20 protein-coding genes and 1 pseudogene are annotated in these 16,804 nt (G+C 66.2%); 7 read left to right on the top strand and 14 right to left on the bottom strand.

What is annotated here, in order from left to right; all coding sequences use genetic code 11:
• Positions 1 to 47: 47 nt before the first annotated feature.
• Positions 48 to 647, top strand: a complete 600-nt coding sequence (locus QN315_RS18025; protein ID WP_323990784.1) for a helix-turn-helix domain-containing protein — start codon at positions 48 to 50, stop codon at positions 645 to 647.
• A 56-nt stretch (positions 648 to 703) separates the two neighbouring features.
• On the opposite strand, the gene QN315_RS18020 is transcribed toward QN315_RS18025, so the two are convergent.
• From QN315_RS18020 to QN315_RS17990, 7 genes are all read right to left on the bottom strand, one after another.
• The gene (locus tag QN315_RS18020) at positions 704 to 1,378 is read right to left on the bottom strand and encodes a DNA-3-methyladenine glycosylase I (protein WP_323990783.1); all 675 of its coding nucleotides are present in this window, start codon (positions 1,376 to 1,378) and stop codon (positions 704 to 706) included.
• Between the two features lie 33 nt (positions 1,379 to 1,411).
• Positions 1,412 to 1,789 (bottom strand): DoxX family protein, encoded by a 378-nt coding sequence (locus tag QN315_RS18015; RefSeq protein ID WP_323990782.1) that lies wholly within the window; start codon positions 1,787 to 1,789, stop codon positions 1,412 to 1,414.
• A gap of 16 nt (positions 1,790 to 1,805) precedes the next feature.
• Positions 1,806 to 2,030, bottom strand: coding sequence for a hypothetical protein (locus QN315_RS18010; RefSeq protein WP_323990781.1), 225 nt, complete (start codon positions 2,028 to 2,030; stop codon positions 1,806 to 1,808).
• Between the two features lie 48 nt (positions 2,031 to 2,078).
• A complete protein-coding gene (locus tag QN315_RS18005; RefSeq protein ID WP_323990780.1) occupies positions 2,079 to 2,825 on the bottom strand; it encodes an SDR family oxidoreductase in 747 nt (248 codons plus the stop codon).
• A gap of 55 nt (positions 2,826 to 2,880) precedes the next feature.
• The gene (locus tag QN315_RS18000; protein WP_323990779.1) at positions 2,881 to 3,411 is read right to left on the bottom strand and encodes a cupin domain-containing protein; all 531 of its coding nucleotides are present in this window, start codon (positions 3,409 to 3,411) and stop codon (positions 2,881 to 2,883) included.
• A gap of 13 nt (positions 3,412 to 3,424) precedes the next feature.
• A complete protein-coding gene (locus tag QN315_RS17995; protein WP_323990778.1) occupies positions 3,425 to 4,171 on the bottom strand; it encodes an SDR family oxidoreductase in 747 nt (248 codons plus the stop codon).
• A gap of 85 nt (positions 4,172 to 4,256) precedes the next feature.
• A complete protein-coding gene (locus QN315_RS17990) occupies positions 4,257 to 5,231 on the bottom strand; it encodes an SDR family NAD(P)-dependent oxidoreductase (RefSeq protein ID WP_323990777.1) in 975 nt (324 codons plus the stop codon).
• Between the two features lie 115 nt (positions 5,232 to 5,346).
• Here QN315_RS17990 and QN315_RS17985 point away from each other — a divergent pair, with 115 nt between their 5' ends.
• Both QN315_RS17985 and QN315_RS17980 read left to right on the top strand, forming a co-directional pair.
• Positions 5,347 to 5,979, top strand: coding sequence for a TetR/AcrR family transcriptional regulator (locus tag QN315_RS17985; protein ID WP_323990776.1), 633 nt, complete (start codon positions 5,347 to 5,349; stop codon positions 5,977 to 5,979).
• A 318-nt stretch (positions 5,980 to 6,297) separates the two neighbouring features.
• Positions 6,298 to 6,528 carry an AlpA family transcriptional regulator gene (locus QN315_RS17980; RefSeq protein WP_323990775.1) on the top strand — a complete coding sequence of 77 codons (231 nt, stop codon included), beginning with the start codon at positions 6,298 to 6,300 and terminating at the stop codon, positions 6,526 to 6,528.
• 1 nt (position 6,529) lies between these two features.
• Here the strand turns inward: QN315_RS17980 and QN315_RS17975 are convergent, their stop codons facing one another.
• From QN315_RS17975 to guaA, 4 genes and pseudogenes are all read right to left on the bottom strand, one after another.
• On the bottom strand, positions 6,530 to 7,054 hold the full coding sequence (locus QN315_RS17975; RefSeq protein WP_408904664.1) for a tyrosine-type recombinase/integrase: 525 nt from the start codon (positions 7,052 to 7,054) through the stop codon (positions 6,530 to 6,532).
• Positions 7,055 to 7,060: 6 nt separating this feature from the next.
• Positions 7,061 to 7,318: a hypothetical protein gene (locus QN315_RS17970; protein WP_323993829.1), complete on the bottom strand. Its 258-nt coding sequence runs from the start codon at positions 7,316 to 7,318 to the stop codon at positions 7,061 to 7,063.
• 256 nt (positions 7,319 to 7,574) lie between these two features.
• A pseudogene (locus QN315_RS17965) lies at positions 7,575 to 7,880 on the bottom strand (Arm DNA-binding domain-containing protein); the annotation flags it as partial.
• A gap of 221 nt (positions 7,881 to 8,101) precedes the next feature.
• Positions 8,102 to 9,724 (bottom strand): glutamine-hydrolyzing GMP synthase, encoded by a 1,623-nt coding sequence (gene guaA, locus QN315_RS17960; RefSeq protein WP_323993626.1) that lies wholly within the window; start codon positions 9,722 to 9,724, stop codon positions 8,102 to 8,104.
• Between the two features lie 225 nt (positions 9,725 to 9,949).
• Between guaA and QN315_RS17955 the strand changes: the two genes are divergently transcribed.
• The 4 genes from QN315_RS17955 to QN315_RS17940 all read left to right on the top strand — a co-directional run bounded on the left by QN315_RS17955 (position 9,950) and on the right by QN315_RS17940 (position 13,567).
• Positions 9,950 to 10,375: a hypothetical protein gene (locus QN315_RS17955; RefSeq protein ID WP_323990773.1), complete on the top strand. Its 426-nt coding sequence runs from the start codon at positions 9,950 to 9,952 to the stop codon at positions 10,373 to 10,375.
• Between the two features lie 214 nt (positions 10,376 to 10,589).
• On the top strand, positions 10,590 to 12,548 hold the full coding sequence (locus QN315_RS17950) for a CocE/NonD family hydrolase (protein WP_408904663.1): 1,959 nt from the start codon (positions 10,590 to 10,592) through the stop codon (positions 12,546 to 12,548).
• Positions 12,549 to 12,701: 153 nt separating this feature from the next.
• Complete coding sequence (locus QN315_RS17945) at positions 12,702 to 13,214, top strand: NUDIX hydrolase (protein WP_323990772.1); 513 nt, start codon at positions 12,702 to 12,704, stop codon at positions 13,212 to 13,214.
• Entirely contained in the window at positions 13,211 to 13,567 is a 357-nt protein-coding gene (locus tag QN315_RS17940; RefSeq protein ID WP_323990771.1) for a response regulator, read from the top strand. Before QN315_RS17945 ends, QN315_RS17940 begins: the two co-directional genes overlap by 4 nt.
• A gap of 13 nt (positions 13,568 to 13,580) precedes the next feature.
• On the opposite strand, the gene QN315_RS17935 is transcribed toward QN315_RS17940, so the two are convergent.
• Genes QN315_RS17935 through QN315_RS17925 form a run of 3 tightly spaced genes read right to left on the bottom strand, consistent with a single transcriptional unit; the run spans position 13,581 to position 16,797 of the window.
• The gene (locus tag QN315_RS17935) at positions 13,581 to 15,182 is read right to left on the bottom strand and encodes a glycosyltransferase family 39 protein (protein WP_323990770.1); all 1,602 of its coding nucleotides are present in this window, start codon (positions 15,180 to 15,182) and stop codon (positions 13,581 to 13,583) included.
• Positions 15,137 to 16,309, bottom strand: a complete 1,173-nt coding sequence (locus QN315_RS17930) for a glycosyltransferase family 2 protein (RefSeq protein WP_323990769.1) — start codon at positions 16,307 to 16,309, stop codon at positions 15,137 to 15,139. The genes QN315_RS17935 and QN315_RS17930 overlap by 46 nt, the downstream gene beginning before the upstream one ends.
• On the bottom strand, positions 16,306 to 16,797 hold the full coding sequence (locus tag QN315_RS17925; protein WP_176640299.1) for an Lrp/AsnC family transcriptional regulator: 492 nt from the start codon (positions 16,795 to 16,797) through the stop codon (positions 16,306 to 16,308). The genes QN315_RS17930 and QN315_RS17925 overlap by 4 nt, the downstream gene beginning before the upstream one ends.
• Positions 16,798 to 16,804 lie beyond the last annotated feature (7 nt).

Below are 16,804 nucleotides of genomic sequence, written 5' to 3'. Positions count from 1 at the left end.
CACCGATCCGGATAGATGGATCATCGATCCACTCACCAAGGCCGAGTATGCGAGCCGACGCCAAGAAAAATTATGATCATATTATCGAGGTCGCGCGTGACGTCGTTGCAGAGGACGGCGTCAACGCGTCCATGCGCGATATTGCCCGCCGCGCCGGCCTCGGGCTGGCCACGCTGCTTCGTCATTTCCCGACACGGGAAGCGTTGTTTGAAGCGTTAGTCTGTACGAAACTCGAAGCACTGACCCAGAAGGCAAATGAGTTAGAGGTGTATCCTCAGCCCGACGAAGCAATCTTGTCGTGGTTTCGCGAATGGATCGCCTTCGCCCAAGGTCAGCGGGGCGTCATCGCGATGATGGCGGCAGCACACTCGAACCCGGCCTCCGCCCTCTATGCTGCATGCGCGGCTGTGCATTCAGCTAGCGCGCGATTGCTGGCCCGCGCTCAAGCAGAGGGCAAGGCTCGCGCGGATGTGAATGGCGACGATATGTTTGGCCTGATGTCGGCGCTCGGATGGCTCATCGATCTACCTTCATTTGCGCCGCGGGCTGATCATCTCGTGCAGATCGTCACGAGCGCCATCCTGGCAGGCCCGTCGAGCAAGGAAGTTGAGAAGACAATGCCTTCAGCAACGCATGCATCTAACTAACATCGGTAGTGATTATGTCCGCTCGCCGGACGACTACCCTGCCGAAACAAAGGTTGTCATCCAACGCTCATAGCAAGCGTCCGGCTCATCGATGTAAGATCGAGACTGGATTGTTCCGACCACCGATTCAGGGCTGCCTGGATCTTCGCAAAATCGCCCTTCCCAGCTGGGCTTTTGCTGAGCACCTGTTCGCGAATGAGCGCTTTCACGACATCGGGCATCGTGATGAAGGCCGGCTTGCCGATCGAGCGCAGGAAATGCATTCCTGTTTCGCCGCCGAGCCGGCTCCCGTTCTTCTTCAAAAGATCGAGGAGTCCGACGTAGTCAGCGTCGGGCCATTCCGCCAGAACCCGTGCGGCGCTGCCGTTCTTCTCGGCCAACTCCATGAGGAAGCGCCCGTTTCCCTGCACGGATTTAATCTTCGCGCCGTTCCGGACGATATCCTTGTCCTTGAGCAATTCGTCAAAGCGCTCCTCGGTCATCGATGCACAGCGGGCAGGATCAAACCGCTCGAATGCGGACTCAAAGGCCTCCCACTTCGCGTCGATGACCTTCGAGGAAAAGCCGGCGCTGAATACGCGCCGCGTCATGGCTGCGAGGATGCGATCGTCGGGAATCTTGGCAATGTCATCCGGCGCCAAGGGCCGGGTTTCAAAGAGCATTCGCTCAAGCGCGTCTCGACCGCCGTGGCGCTCGGCTGCCAGGTCGATGATTTCGCCGAAACACCGCATTTTCAGGGCTTCTCTCTATCAACTTCGGTGCTCTCAGCCGCGTTTCATGCAGCGCAATGGGGCGATGGGCTGACTACCGTAGATTGCTATCGCCGCGGCAGACATCGCCATCAGAATGGCGGCGACCGGGAGGTGCCCCCAGTCGCGACCACGGATGAGCGTCGCAACGGCGGCGAGCATGAAAACAGCGCTCGCGAGCGCCCCAACGTGCGATGTCAGCGGGATCAGCAAAAGTAACCCGATCGCCACGCCGACGCTGCCCGCTACCCGGTGAAAGCCGGCCGGATAGCCCCAGAGCGCGAAATTTCGTCGGGCTAGTGGAAGGCCGGCAAAATTGGCCCCGCCCGTCCCAATCATCACGAGGCCAAGTGCGACCGGAAGCACGACGGTGATAAATTGGACTACCGGCATCGTGCGGTCCCCGCGTTCAATGGTCGGGCGCAGCCGCGCTAGCGACATCGCCGGTCCCTGGATCGCGGCTTTGGCGCAGCTCCTCCTTCAGTCGTGCCACCTCCCGCTCCAGACGCTCGATGCGGTCGAGCGTATAGTCGAAGCTGGTGGACTCCATCGCCTGCAGGAAGGCCCAGGCGGCCGCGAGGGCGCGCCGAAATTTCCCCGGCTCCGGGACCGCATGGTTCGCGGTGTGTGTCATCAGATGCTCCTCGGAAATGACGATCGGCGCTGCGCTAAATCCTTCGGGTTAGACGGCCGTCAGGCCGCCATCGACGGGAAGGTCGATGCCGGCGACGTAGCTGCTGAGGTCCGAGGCGAGGAACAACGCCGCGCAGGCGATCTCGTCGGGATACGCCAGGCGTCCCAAGGGGGTCATCGCGACGATCTGCTTTCGGGCTTCGGCCGCGCCGTCTCCGGAGGGGAACTGACCGTCGAACATGGGCGTGTCGACCGCGCCCGGGCTCAACACGTTGGTTCTGATCCCTCGATCCTTGAGCTCGCTGGTCCAGGTCCGAGCAAATGACCGGATCGCCGCCTTGGTGCCGCTGTAGGCGCTGCGGCCGGGGAGGCCTTTGTTCTTCCCGGCCGCCGCCACGAGGATGATCGAAGCACCGTCATTCAGGTAAGGCAGCGCCTTTTGGACGGTGAAATAGGTGCCGCGAGCATTGGTGTTGAAGGTCTTGTCGAAGTGCTCGGGCGTCGCCGTGGCAGTCATCGTCTTTTCGACGAAGGCCGCGCCCGCGAAAAGCACGTCGATCTTGCCCTTCCGTGCGACCGTCTCATAAAGGCGGTCGAGGTCCTCGAGCTTTGAGATGTCCGTCTTTACGCCGGTAACGTTCTCGCCGATCTCGGCAACAGCCTTGTCGAGTTCGGCCTGCCGTCGCCCGGCGATGAACACATAGGCGCCCTCTTCAACGAACCTTTTGGCGGTCGCGAGGCCGATGCCGCTGCTGCCGCCCGTCACGACGGCGATCTTGTTTTTCAACAAAGGCATGTTGTTTCCTTCTTCGTTGGGGGGAGGTCCGGCCGCACTTGATGGGCCTTGCTGATCAGGCGGCCTGCCTCTCGGCCCCGAAGACGACCATGAGGATCACGCACGGATCGTCCGACCGGTTGCGGAATTCGTGAAAGGCGCCGTTCTGCACGAAGAAGTCGCCCTCCCTGGCCGTGACCGATTGCACTTGGCCGTCTTCCCCTGGATAGGCGATATCCACTTCGCCCTTGAGCACCACCGCGAGGTCGATGGTGTCGGTCCGGTGCATCGCACCGCCGAGCTCGCTCGGGGTCATACCCCCGCCGGTGCCGAAATCGATCTTGGCCATCAAGGCCCCGAGATCCGTCTCGCCCGCGTTCTCAGGGGGAACGACCTGGAGATCGACGCGGACCGAATCCTTTGGCCCGAAGATCCCAAGCCGCTTGTATTCGCCGAGAACTTGCTCGGGCCCAAGGGGCAGCTGGGGAATCTTGTCGAAGCCCCAGATATTCGTGACCCGATCGGCGGTTTCGGTGTCGAGAAGATCGTCTACTTGCATGACGACGCCAGCCTTGGTCTCGGCACTCACAATTCGTCGCATCTTCATTTCACCCGTCCCCTCAGAGTTGCGACCAGCCGCCATCGACCGGAATCTCGAGGCCGGTCGTGAAGGTCGCGTCGAAGGCGAGGAATAGGACGGCCTTCGCGATCTCCTCCGAAGTCCCGAAGCGCTTCATCGGGATCATCCCGGTCATCTTCTCCCGGACCTCGGCGGCCATGTTTTTGTCGGGAAACACCTTGTCGAGGATCGGCGTAACAATGGGACCGGGCGACACGGCGTTGACCCGGATGTCCTGGGGAAGCAGCTCGGTTGCGAGCGTCCGAGCTAGGGATCGCAGCGCGGCCTTGGCAGCGCCATAGGTGGCTTGCCCGGGCATTCCCTTGACGTTGGCGACCGAGGTCGTGAGGACGACGGAACCGCCCCGGTTGATGAGAGGCGCGAACTTCTGGACCGCGAAGAACGGCCCCTTGGCGTTGAGGTTGAACATCTCATCGTAGATGGCCTCGGTGACGTTCGCGAGTGGCGCTGGGACACTGAACCCCGCGTTGACGAAAAGCAGGTCGATGGTGTCGAACTCAGCCTTCACCTGAGTGGCGAGAGCGTCGATATCGGTCAACGATCGCGCGTCGCTCGAAACCACAAGGGCGTCAGCCCCAAGCTCCTGCTTCGCCGAGTCCAGGCCGGCCTGCGAGCGGCCTGTCACCAGAACGCGTGCACCTCCATCGAGGAGCTTCTTCGCCGTCGCGAGACCCATGCCGCTGGTGCCGCCGAGGATCACCACTTTCTTATCTTGATACGGTGCCATTCACATTCCCCTGGGACGCCCATTGCGCCTGTGGATTTTTGGACAATTTCTGACGATATTTCTGCGGCGCGACGGCGGTCAGCTGTTAGGACACCGCGCTCAAAGATGCCGGGTGAGACAGGTCGGCTCCGGAGACCTTGACGACGGCCTGCCAGGCGGCTTCCTGGCTGGCGCGAACGTGAAGGTGCGGTTCGCGCTGCAGCTCCATCGGGCCTGAGAACTTCCCTTTGGCCGAGGCGAAGAATCGCCCTGAGACGTCGGTTCCGAAACCCGACGCCTGGATGTAGCGACTGGCCGCAACCTCCGGCGTCTGGTTCATGCCGGGGATGAGGTTCACGATCGGAATCATCAAATACTTCAACAACGGGCCAGCGTTTCGCGCGACGTTGGTGGCGTTCGACGCGCCGGGCGAGACAGCGTAGACGGCCATACCGGACGGTAGCCGGCGCGCCAGCGCCTCGGCCCACCAGGCGATCATGAGCTTCGCGTCGGCATACGCAGTGTTAGGCGAGTACTTGACGTTTGGTCCGCTGCGAATGAGGGCTTCGGCAGCCGCGGTTTGGTCGCCGCCGTAGTATTGGGCTGCGAACTTCGGCAGGTCGGTATATTTGAACATGGGCACACCCCCGCGAGCGGGCTCCGCGCCGGTGATGACAATCCGCGCCTCGGGGCTCAGCAGGTTGGCGTTGAGCAGCCCAACGGTCAGTTCATGATGGCCGATAAGCGGGGCCTGGGACGCTTCAACGCCTTCCGCAGTGATCACGCGCTTCTTGGTCGGGACCAATCCGGCATTGAGCAGCAGGAAATCGATCGGCCGACCGCGCTTGACCAGCTCGGCGACCGCAGACTTGGCGCTGGCGGCCCTGTTCAGATCAAGCTCCAGCGGCGTGAAGATCCGCTTCTTGGTCTCGTCGGCGAGTTGGGCGGCGGTTTCCTTGGTCTTGGCCAGGCGGCGTCCCGTTACGATGACCTCCTGCCATCCCCCATCGGCAAGCAAGCGAGCTGCGGCATAACCGAGCCCGGACGTAGCGCCGGTGACCAGAGCGATTGAATGTCTCATATTTGGTTCCGCCGTGAGAGAAGGTCGGATCGTGAGGTCACGAGCCAGCTTGCTATTTTTAGACTGAATACTAATATATTCGGGTAGAAAACATGGTCAAGGATTTTTGGACCAGATGCTAAAAAATTCGAGTAGGGGTCGTGGGCGCCCCCGAACCTTCGACGAGAGCGAGGCGCTGGACAAAGCGACGCAGATCTTTTGGTCGAAGAGCTACGACGGCGTGGCGATCGACGATCTCATCGCTGGCATGGGTGTGGGACGGCAAAGCCTGTATTCCGTCTTCGGAGACAAGCGGACGCTCTTCCTGCGCGTCCTCCGGACATATGCAGAGCGGAAGGGCGCCGGCGCAGCGAAAGCGCTCTTCTCGCCGCCGGCTCTTCGCGACGGGATCGCCGGCTTCCTGAGGCATGCCGTGGAAGTTGCGACCGAGGAAGGGTCGGTCCGGGGATGCCTGATGGTGTGCGTCGCGCCGCTGGTGGACGACGCTGAGGTCAGGCAGTTTCTGAAGGACGCCGCCGCAGGCGGTGTAGCGCTCGTGGAACGCCGCTTCCGCGACGGGATCAGCGCTGGAGAAATCCCATCTGACTTTCCTGTCGCCACGCGCGCGCGCCAAGTAATCGACTTTGCCCGCGGTCTAACGATGCATGCGCAGTTAGGCGCGCCACGCAAGACGCTCCTGAAAGACGCCGAAAAAGCGGCCGAGTTGGTGCTGCTGTCGCCGCGTGGAAATGCGACGCCTGAAGGTTGATGCTGGATGGGTTGCCTTGATAGGCGAACCGACTGACGAAGAGTCTCGAAAGCGATCCGCAGCTTGAATCCATACCCGAAAGCCGCAAGCGAGACCTCAGTATCGGGCTCGACTCCGGCCACAGTCTAGTTCCAGGAATCGCGTTCAGCCACGCCCTCGACCTCAGCAAAGGTCGGGTTTCGGTCTGTAGACCTACTTATTTTTAGCCTCCACTACGCCAGTCTACTACGATCGCTAAATATCTATTGCATACCGACAAATCCTCGCTCTGTCTTGTCTCTGCAATGTCAAAAGCACCCAGCAGGAGGCAGCGCAACCATGCTCGTACCAGACCGTATCGTCCGTCTGAGAACCGTTCTCGCCCGCACCGGCCTCAGCCGCTCAACCATCTACCGAAAGATCGCCGAGGGCACGTTCCCGGCCCAGCTAAAAATCAGCATGAACGGCACCGGTTGGCACGAATCCGACATCGATTGTTGGATCGCCAATCCCGCCGGCTGGCGGCCACCAGAGGCGGCGACTGAGAGAATGCGCGCAAACCACGCGTAGTTCAGAGATCGTCGTCCAGCTCATCGTCGTGAACCTCTGCGGCGCGCTGCTTCGCGTCGGCGATCAGTTCCTTCGCAGATTCGCCCTTCGCCCAGGCGTCGAGCATGTCAGCCCAGCACTGAAGCATGATCTTCCGCTCAGCCAGATAGCGGTTCACGTTGTAGACAGCCGCGATCCGGTTCCGAGGCGAATGGGCCAGGCTCATCTCGATCCAGCGATCGTCAAACTTGGCACGGTTCAGGCCTGTCGAAAACGTGCGGCGCAAGTCGTGAACACCGAAGCTCTGAAACTCCGGGTCATCTTCGCGGATGCGCTGCACAGCCGTGTCGATCACGCGGTTGAGCGTAGCGTTGCTGATAGGCACATCACCATCGTATCGGCCGGGGTGCAGGTACCGGCTGGCACCGAACATGGTGCGGAACGCCGTCAGAATATCGAGCGCCTGATCGCTGAGCGGGACGACGTGCGCCTTGCCGGCCTTCATGCGCTCGGCCGGAATCGTCCAGCGCGCAGCGGCGAAATCGATTTCCTTCTATGTAGCGTCGATGAACTCCGATTTGCGAACACCGGTCAGCAGGACGAACTTCACCGCCGAGCGCAGCGTGGGCGCTGCGGACACATGATCCAGAGCTGTTAGGACTGCGCGGACCTCCGATGGAGATAGGGCGCGATCGCGCGGCTCGAATGTAGCGATGGCGCTCGTGCGGATCGACTCGGCCGGGTTGCTCACATCCAGCCCGCTTCCCTGGGCATGGCGGAACACCAGCAACACGACCTCGCGGGCATGCACGGCGACGGGCCGGCCCGCGCTTCTCCTTAACCTCATCGCACAGACGTTTGAGACGCTGCGGCGTCACCTCCCCCAGCTTGAGCCTCGACAATTCTCCCGCAATGGCGCGATCATAGACTGATCGGCGTATCGCCAAGGTGCTGTCGGCCAGTTTCTCGGCCCCAGACTTGGGATCGGCTTTGTGCTTGAAGTAGGCTTCCGCCCATCCGCCGAACGTCAACGCCTCGGCTGACGCAGTACGCTTCTCCACCTTGGCTTTCGACGGCGACTCATCCCGCTCGACCTGTCGCCGGGCGCGCGCCAACAGCGTCCTGGCCTCAGCAAGTGACACATCCATTCCGTATTCGAGCGCGTCTGGCGCCCGTGTCAGCTTGCGCGCCGCCTCGGCGCTATGTCGGCCGATGGTCAATACCTCCTGCCGCCCGTTCACCCGGTACTGGTATCGGAACGATATGAGCCCGGTCGGCGTGACGGACGCGTGCATCCCGTCGCGGTCCGTCACCTTGTAGAGCTTGGCCCTCGGCTTCAGATTTTTCAGTTCTTTATCAGTGAGATCGCCCATAAATCCGCATCCGGTCTGGGGGCGAACGGATACCAGCGGGAGGGGTTGTTGGTAGCGAAAGCCCGTTTCTCGACCATCCTGCGCCATACCAACATCGCTACCAACAAAGTGGCCGGGTTGGGGTGACATGCAGCGATACGGGGTGGGAAAAATAATCCTTTTCAGTCAAATAGATCGTGCGGTTTCTGGCACGGAGCGAGACGGTCTGAAACGACCTTAGATCACTCCCACTCGATCGTCCCCGGCGGCTTCGACGTAATGTCGTACGTCACCCGGTTCACCCCCTGCACCTCGTTCACGATGCGGCTGGCCACCCGGTTCAGGAACCCGATATCGAACGGAAACACATCCGCCGTCATGCCGTCGGTGCTGGTGACCGCGCGCAGGGCGCATGCGTAATCATAGGTCCGGCCGTCGCCCATCACGCCCACCGTGCGCACCGGCAGCAGCACGGCAAAAGCCTGCCAGATCGCGTCATACAGGCCCGCGGCGCGGATCTCTTCCAGGAAGATCGTATCCACCCGGCGCAGCAGCGCCAGCTTGTCGCGGTCCACCGCACCCGGAATCCGGATCGCCAGGCCCGGCCCCGGGAACGGATGCCGGCCGATGATGCTTTCGGGCATGCCCATCTCGCGGCCCAGCGCGCGCACCTCGTCCTTGAACAATTCGCGCAGCGGCTCGACCAGCTTCATCTTCATCCGCTCCGGCAGGCCGCCCACATTATGGTGCGACTTGATGGTCACGGACGGCCCGCCGGTATAGCTGACGCTCTCGATCACGTCCGGATACAGCGTCCCCTGCGCCAGGAAATCGGCGCCGCCCAGCTTCGCCGCCTCCTCCTCGAACACTTCGACGAACAGCCGCCCGATCGTCTTGCGCTTGGTCTCGGGGTCCGTCACCCCCTCCAGGGCCGACAGGAACAGGTCCGACGCATCGCGATGGATCAGCTTGATGTTGAACCGGCCGCGGAAGGTCTTGACCACCTCCTCGGCCTCGCCCGCGCGCAGAATGCCCGGATCGACGAAAATGCAGGTCAGTTGCTCGCCGATCGCCTCATGGATCAGCACCGCCGCCACCGAGGAATCGACCCCGCCCGACAGACCGCAGATCACCCGCCCTGTGCCGACCTGCGCGCGGATGCGGGCAATCTCCATGTCGCGGAACCCGGCCATCGTCCAGGTGCCCTGGCAGCCCACCACGTCATGCGTGAAATTGCGCAGCAGCGCCGCGCCGTGCGGCGTATGCACCACTTCGGGGTGGAACTGCACGCCATACAGGCGCCGCCCCTCGTCGGCGATGATCGCATACGGCGCGCCCTCGCTGACCGCGACCGCGCGGAACCCGGGCGGCAGCTTCGTCACCCGGTCGCCATGGCTCATCCACACCTGCTCGCGCCCGCCCCGCGCCCAGGTGCCGCGAAACAGCGCGCAATCCTCGATGATATCGATATGCGCCCGCCCGAACTCCCGATGCTCGTGCGTCTCCACCGCGCCGCCCAACTGGTGGCACATCGCCTGCTGGCCATAGCAGATGCCCAGCACCGGCACCGCCAGCGCGAACACCACGTCCGGAATGCGCGGCGCCCCCTCTTCCAGCACGCTCGCCGGCCCGCCGGACAGGATGATGCCCCGCGGCGCGAAGGCGCGGATCTTCGCGGCATCGGTCGAAAACGGCCAGATCTCGCAATAGACCCCGCTCTCGCGCACCCGCCGCGCGATCAACTGCGTCACCTGGCTGCCGAAATCCAGGATCAGGATCCGGTCCTGATGCAGCGTCTGCTCCAGCGCCCCCAGCGCCTCCGGCGTGCGCGGTTCGGATCCTGCTGTCTTGGCGATATCGGTCATCGTCGTTCTTTCGGTCACGGCATTGCGGTCATGACATTGCGGTCACGGGGCAGTCACGGGCGGGCTTGCATATGCCGGGCGGGCCATGCAAGCGCGGGATATGCGTCGATGACGGTTATAGCGCAACCCCGCATCGGGCGGGACCCTATGGCCCCCCGCCCCGCGACGGCCGATAATACCCCACCATCGCCCCCATCATCGCCCCAGCGTTCCGGAGCCCGATCCGTGCCCCACTCCCCCACACTGCCGACCACCCTCCTGGCCGCCGCCCTGCTCCTGGCCGCGATCCCCTCCGCCCGGGCCGGCGCGGCCGCCGACCCGCTGGGCCTGTGGACGGGCACGCTGGTGGCCGATCGCGGCGTCTGCCCCGAAACCCGCGCCCCCTCCACCTTGCAGATCGGCACGAAACGCATCGCCTTCACCCCCGCCGACGGCTCGCAGATCCTGCTCGGCACGCGCGACGCCACCCCGGGCCGCTTCCACGCCCAGTTGCTGCTCAGCGACATGAACCACAAACCCTACCCGATGGTGTTCGAGGGCACGCCCGACGGCGACAGCATCCGGGGCGTCTACGGCACGCCTCGCTGCCGCGCCCATGTCGTGCTGACCCGCCCCAGGGAAAACGCGATCGCCCATTTCCTGGGCCACTGAACGCCGGACACCGCCCCGGCCACACCGAATCCCGCTCCCCCGGTTGCCTGATCCGTTCGGCTGCGACATGGTCGCACGAACGGAATCACCACACTCTTACCCGCGACCACCCCAGCCGGGAATTCAGCAGGAGCGCCAGGTTTTGACCCCTCACACACACCGCCCGGGCGGGGCGATCTCTTTCCTCACCGCCCTGGCCCTGACCGGTACAACGCTGGCCGGCACAACGCTGGCCACCACCACCCTGGCCGCCATCCCGGCCCACGCCGCCGCCCCCCGCTCGGCGCACCACGCCGCCCACCCCGCCGCGCCGGCCGCATCTCCGCTGACGGTGCAGACCGGCAGCGACATCCCCGCCCACGTCACCTTCCCCACCGACGCGCGCGACTACGTCAAGCGCGACGTCATGATCCCGATGCGCGACGGGGTGAAGCTGCATACCGTCATCGTCATCCCCCGCAACGCGCATGACGCGCCGATCCTGCTGACCCGCACGCCCTATCACGCCTCGGAACGGCTGAACCGGGTGGAGAACGCGCCCTCGATGCGCGCCCTCCTGCCACAAGGCGACGACGTGTTCGTCGAGGCCGGCTATATCCGCGTCTTCCAGGACATCCGCGGCAAATACGGGTCCGAGGGCGATTACGTCATGACCCGCCCGGTCCGCGGCCCCCTCAACCCCACCCGCACCGACGAGGTGACCGACGCCTGGGACACGATCGACTGGCTGGTCCACAACCTGCCGGAATCCAACGGCCGCGTCGGCATGCTCGGCTCGTCCTACGAGGGCTTCACCGTCGTCATGGCGCTGCTGAACCCCCACCCGGCGCTCAAGGTCGCCGCCCCCGAGAGCCCGATGGTCGATGGCTGGATGGGCGATGACTGGTACCATTACGGCGCCTTCCGCCAGGGCGGGCTGGATTACTTCACCGAACAGATGACGGTGCGCGGCGAGGGCGCGACCATCCCCCGCATCGACCACGACGACTACACCAATTTCCTGCGCGCCGGCTCGGCCAGCCGCTTCGCCACCGCGGCGGGGCTGGACCAGTTCCCCTGGTGGCAGCGCATGCTGGCCCATCCCGACTATGATGCCTTCTGGCAGGACCAGGCCCTCGACAAGCTGATCACCCGTCACCCGCTGACGGTGCCCACCCTGTGGGAACAGGGCCTGTGGGATCAGGAGGACATGTGGGGCGCGATCCATTCCTGGATGGCCCTGAAACAGACAGCCCCCAACGTCCCCAACATCCTGGTCATGGGCCCGTGGCGGCACAGCCAGGTCAATTACGACGGCTCCAGCCTCGGCCCCCTGCACTGGGACGGCGATACCGCCCACCAGTTCCGGCGCGACGTGCTGCTGCCCTTCTTCAACCAGTATCTGCGCCCCGGCGCGCCGCCGGCCGACCTGCCGCAGGCCATCATCTACAATTCCGGCGAAAACCACTGGGACCGCTTCGCCAAATGGCCCCTGGCCTGCGACGGCACGTCCTGCGCCCATCCGCTCAAGCCGCTGTTCCTGCAGGCCGGCTACGGCCTCTCCTTCGACCACCCGGCGGCCGACGCGCAGGATTCCTACGTCTCCGACCCGGCCCACCCGGTCCCCTTCCTGCAACGCCCCTTCAATTTCGCCACCGACGCCGCGCGCTGGAAGACCTGGCTGGTCCAGGACCAGCGCATGGCAGAAAGCCGCCCGGACGTCCTGACCTACGAAACCCCCGTCCTGACCCAGCCCGTACGCGTCAGCGGCGTCCCGGTCGCCGACCTGTTCGCCGCCACCACCGGCACCGATTCCGACTGGGTGGTCAAGCTGATCGACGTCCAGCCCCCGACCGACGGCGACCGGCCGGAAATGGGCGGCTACGAGCTCGCGGTGTCGATGGACATCTTCCGCGGCCGCTACCGCACCGGCTTCGACCATCCCACGGCGATCACCCCGAACGCGACGGCGGAATATCGTTTCACCCTGCCGGCGGTGAATCACGTCTTCCAGCCCGGACACCGGATCATGGTCCAGATCCAGTCCTCGCTCTTCCCGCTCTATGACCGCAACCCGCAGCACTTCGTGCCCAACATCCTGCGCGCCGGCCCGCAGGATTACGTCGCCGCCACCCAGTCCATCCATCGCGGCGGCACCCAGGCCACGTCCATCCTGCTCCCGGTCGTCCCCTGACCGGCATACCGGCCGGTCATCCCCGGCCGGTCATTCCCCCAGGGCATCCCCCCACGGCATCCCCCCAGGGGCATCCCCAGGGGCTTGGCCATCCCCGGGCTGCTTACGCGTCTGTGACCTGTGCCGGCGCCCGGGGCGTGGTTATATGCCTCCATGGTCGTCTCTCCTTCTGTCCCGGCCGCGATCCTCGCGGTCGTGGCGCGCGCCTCCCGCCTGCTGCTCGTCCGGCGGGCCAACCCGCCGGACCAGGGCCTCTGGGGCTTTCCCGGCGGCCGCATCGAACATGGCGAGGGCGTCATGCAGGCCGCCGAACGCGAATTGTTCGAGGAAACCGGCCTCATCGCCCATGCCGAGGGCGTGCTGACCGCCTTCGACGTGCGGGACCCCGCCCCGGACGGCAGCCTGCGCTTCCATTACGTCATCGTCGCCATCCGCTGCGCCGATACCGGCCAGGGCACGCTCCGCGCCGGCGACGACGCGCTGGATGCCGGCTGGTTCACCCTGGACGACATCCGCGCCGCGGCCGGACATACCAGCAACGGCGTGCTGGAACTCGGCACCCTCGCCTTGTCCCCGCGCGGCATCGCCCCCTGGCCGCGTCCCGCCTCCGCCGCCCGGCCACGCGGCACGACAATGGACATCACCGCATCGGATTGCCGCGCATGACATCACCCCGGCACGTCCTGCTGGTCGAGGACGAATCCGCCATCGCCGAACTGATCCGCACCGCGCTCGACGCCGCCGGCCTGCGCGTCACCGCCTGCCCGGGCGTGCAGACGGCCGGCCGTGCGCTGGGCCAGGCCGGCAAGGATCGCATCGACCTGGCCATCCTGGATCTGACCCTTCCCGACGGCCCGCCCGACCCGCTGGCCCGCCGGCTGGACGATGCCGGCATCCCGGTCATCGCCATCAGCGGCGACCCGGACCGCCTGACCGCCTTTCCGGTCGCCTACCGGCTGGAAAAACCCTTCCGCATCCGCGCGCTGATGGAGCTGGTCACCACCGCCCTGCCCGGCTGACCCACACCCGCCCCTACGGCAGCAGCGCGGTCCGCGCGCCCGCGCCGGGCGCCAAGGTCACGCGGAACACCGCATAGCGCTCGGCCGCCACCCCGCCCCGGCCCCGCGTCAGCACGCCGACCGGCACGATACGGGCGAACGGCCCCCGGTCCAGGTCCCGCAGCCGCCGCACGCTGCACAGGAAAATCCCCTGAAAACTCTCCTGAAAATTCCCCTGGGAATTCGCTGGACCGCCCGCCGGCGCGCGGGGCAGGTCGAACAGCGCCCAGCGCGGCTCGATCCCGATCACCCGCCGCCCCGGCAGGGCCAGGGCCAGCTCCGACGCCAGCCCGTACTCGTCCGCCGCGATAAACCCGTCCCCGCCCGCCGCCTCTCCCGCCAGCCCGTCCGCGGCACGCGCCAGCGCAGGCCAGCCCGCCATCTGCCGCAGCGTGATGTCCAGATGCGGCGACAGCGCCAGCGGCGCCAGCGTCGCCTGCACATAGACCAGCAGGCTCAGCGCGAAACCGACCGCAACCGCCGCCCGCCAGAACCGCCACGCCAGAGACGCCGCCGCGATCGCCAGGCCGGGATACAGCAGCACCGGCCAGTTCGCCTGCACCCGGTCCCCCAGCGCATGCTGCACGAACACCACGGCCGGCAGCACGCTCCAGCAGGCCAGCAGCGCGGCCCGCGCCTGCATCCGCGCGCACTGCACCGCCCGCCACAGCCCGCCGGCCAGGAACGGCGCCACCAGCGGCGTCGCCAGGCCGACCTGCCCTCCCGCCAGTTCGCCCAGAAACTGCAGCGCCCGCGCCGGACGCCAGTCGCCGGTCCGCCCCCCCTGCTTGACGAAGCTCACCCAATGATGCGCCGCATTCCACCCGATCACCGGCAGGAACAGCAGCACGGCCAGCAGCCCGGCACACCACGGCCAGGGCGTGCGCAGCCACGCCCGTCCCGCCCGGCTGCCCAGCAGCCACAGCGCCAGCCCCGCCCCCGGCAGCAGCGCGGTATATTTGCTGTCGCAGGCCAGGCCCAGCGCCGCCCCCGCCACCAGCCACCACGCGCCCTGCCCGGTGGCGAACAGCCGCCCGATCGCCCACAGCGCCAGGGTGATGAAGAACAGCAGCGGCGTATCCGGCGTCATCGTCACCGCGCCGACACCCAGCGCCAGGGTCGCGTTCAGCAGCAGCCCGGCCCGCACCATGCGCCCGGCCGTCCCTCCCGCCGCCCCTCCCGCTGCTCCGCCTTCCGGCGGCCCGATCGCCAGGTCCCGCGCCGCCAGCATCAGCAACAGCGTCCCCAGCGCGGCCGACACGGGCGCCAGCAGCCGCACGCCCAGCGCCGTGTCGCCGAAGAGCGCGCAGCCGGCGCGGATCCACACCGCCACCATCGGCGGATGGTCCAGATAGCCGGGGGCCAGCGCCCGCGACCACACCCAGTAATAGGCTTCGTCGGGCGACAGCCCGCTGCACGCCGCCACCACCAGGCGCAGCACGGTCACCGCCGCCAGCGCGACCAGCCAGCCCCCCGGAACGGACCCCGTCGAGGAACGGCCCCCGTCGCCCCCGGGCGACAAGCCGCCGATCAACGCGCGCGCCAGATCAGGGTCGAGGACACCGCGTAGTTCCACACCACCGCGATCGCCGCTCCGGCCGCACCCGCCTGCCCCCACCCGCCGTCGCTGCGGAAGATGGCGCGCGCAATGCCGATATCGGCCACCGCCCCCACCGAGCAGATGGCCAGGAACAGCCCCAGCCCCAGCCACATCCGCCCGCCGCGCAGCCGGCAGTCGCGATAGGTCAGGGAATTGTTCATCCAGAAATTGGTCACCATGGCGACCAGCGTGCCGGCCCCCTGCCCGGTCGCGAAATCCACGCCCAGCCCCCGCGCCGCCGACAGCACCGCCAGGTTGACCAGAATGCCCACCAGCCCGACCAGCGCGAAGCCGACGAAGCGCACCGGCAGGAACCCGCGGCACAATTTGTCCAGCATCATCGCCAGGAACTGCAGCAGCACCAGCACGTCCAGCTTGCTTTCGCCCGCCGCGCGCGGGCGAAAGACGAACGGCACCTCCAGCACGCGCGGCCGCCGCGGCGCCGACAGAAACACGTCCAGCAGGATCTTGAACCCGGTCCCCGACAAATGCGGCACCGCCTGCGCGAACAGGTCGCGGCGCATGGCGAAGAAACCGCTCATCGGATCGCTCAGCCGTACCGGCAGCATCATCCGCACCAGCCGGATCCCGGAATCGGACAGCACGGTCCGCCAGCGATTCGCCAGCCCGGCATTGTCGCCGCCCGCCACGTGCCGGCTGCCCACGGCGATGTCGTACCCGTCGCGCGCCACCGCGTCGATCAGTTGCCCCAGGCAGGATTCGTCATGCTGCATGTCGCCGTCCATCACGGCGATCACCCGCGCCGAGGACGACAGCGCCCCCTCGATCACCGCCGAGGACAGGCCCCGCCGCCCCACCCGCAGGATTCCGCGCACCCGCCCGTCCTGCTCGGCCAGTTCCCGCACCGCATCGATCGTCCCGTCGGGCGAATTGTCGTCGACGAAGATCACTTCCCAGTCCCGTCCCGCCAGCGCGGCGGACAGGGCGGCGACCAGCGGACGCACATTGACCCGTTCGTTATAGCAGGGGACGATGATGCTGACCGCCGCAACCCGCCGGCCGGCGGCCTCCGGCGCGCCCGCCCCGGCCGCCACCGTACCCGGACGCGCACCCGAAAGAGCCGCCGACAGCGCCACGGTCATGACGGCAGGACGTGCGCCGGCAGAACGGGCACGCCCGCGCGGCTCAGCGCGGTGCGGATGGTCTGCAGGGTCTGCACCCGGCTGACATGCGGGCATTCCGTCAGGCGCCGCGTCAACTGGTTCTCATGCGCCGCGTCGCGCGCCACCAGCCGCACCAGGAAATCGCCCCCGCCGCGGATCATGTGGCATTCCCGCACCTCGGGCCATTCCGCCACCTGGTGCTCGAAGGCGCTCAGCACGCTCTCCTTCTGGCTGTCCAGCCCGATCAGCGCGAACAGCGTGATCGTCCACCCCAGGGACGCGGCATCCGTATCGGCATGATAGCCGCGAATCAGCCCCTCCTCCTCCAGCCGCCGCACCCGCCGCAGACAGGGCGGGGCGGAAATCCCCACCCGGCGCGCCAGTTCCACGTTGGTCATGCGCCCGTCTGCCTGGAGTTCGGCTACGATCCGACGGTCAATCGCATCGAGGTCCATCACTTCGGTCATATCCGTC

This window comes from Nguyenibacter sp. L1 (assembly GCF_035199985.1).
Taxonomy (GTDB): domain Bacteria; phylum Pseudomonadota; class Alphaproteobacteria; order Acetobacterales; family Acetobacteraceae; genus Gluconacetobacter; species Gluconacetobacter vanlangensis.
Note: the sequence above shows the minus strand (reverse complement) of the source record. Positions and strands in the feature narration are given on the sequence as shown.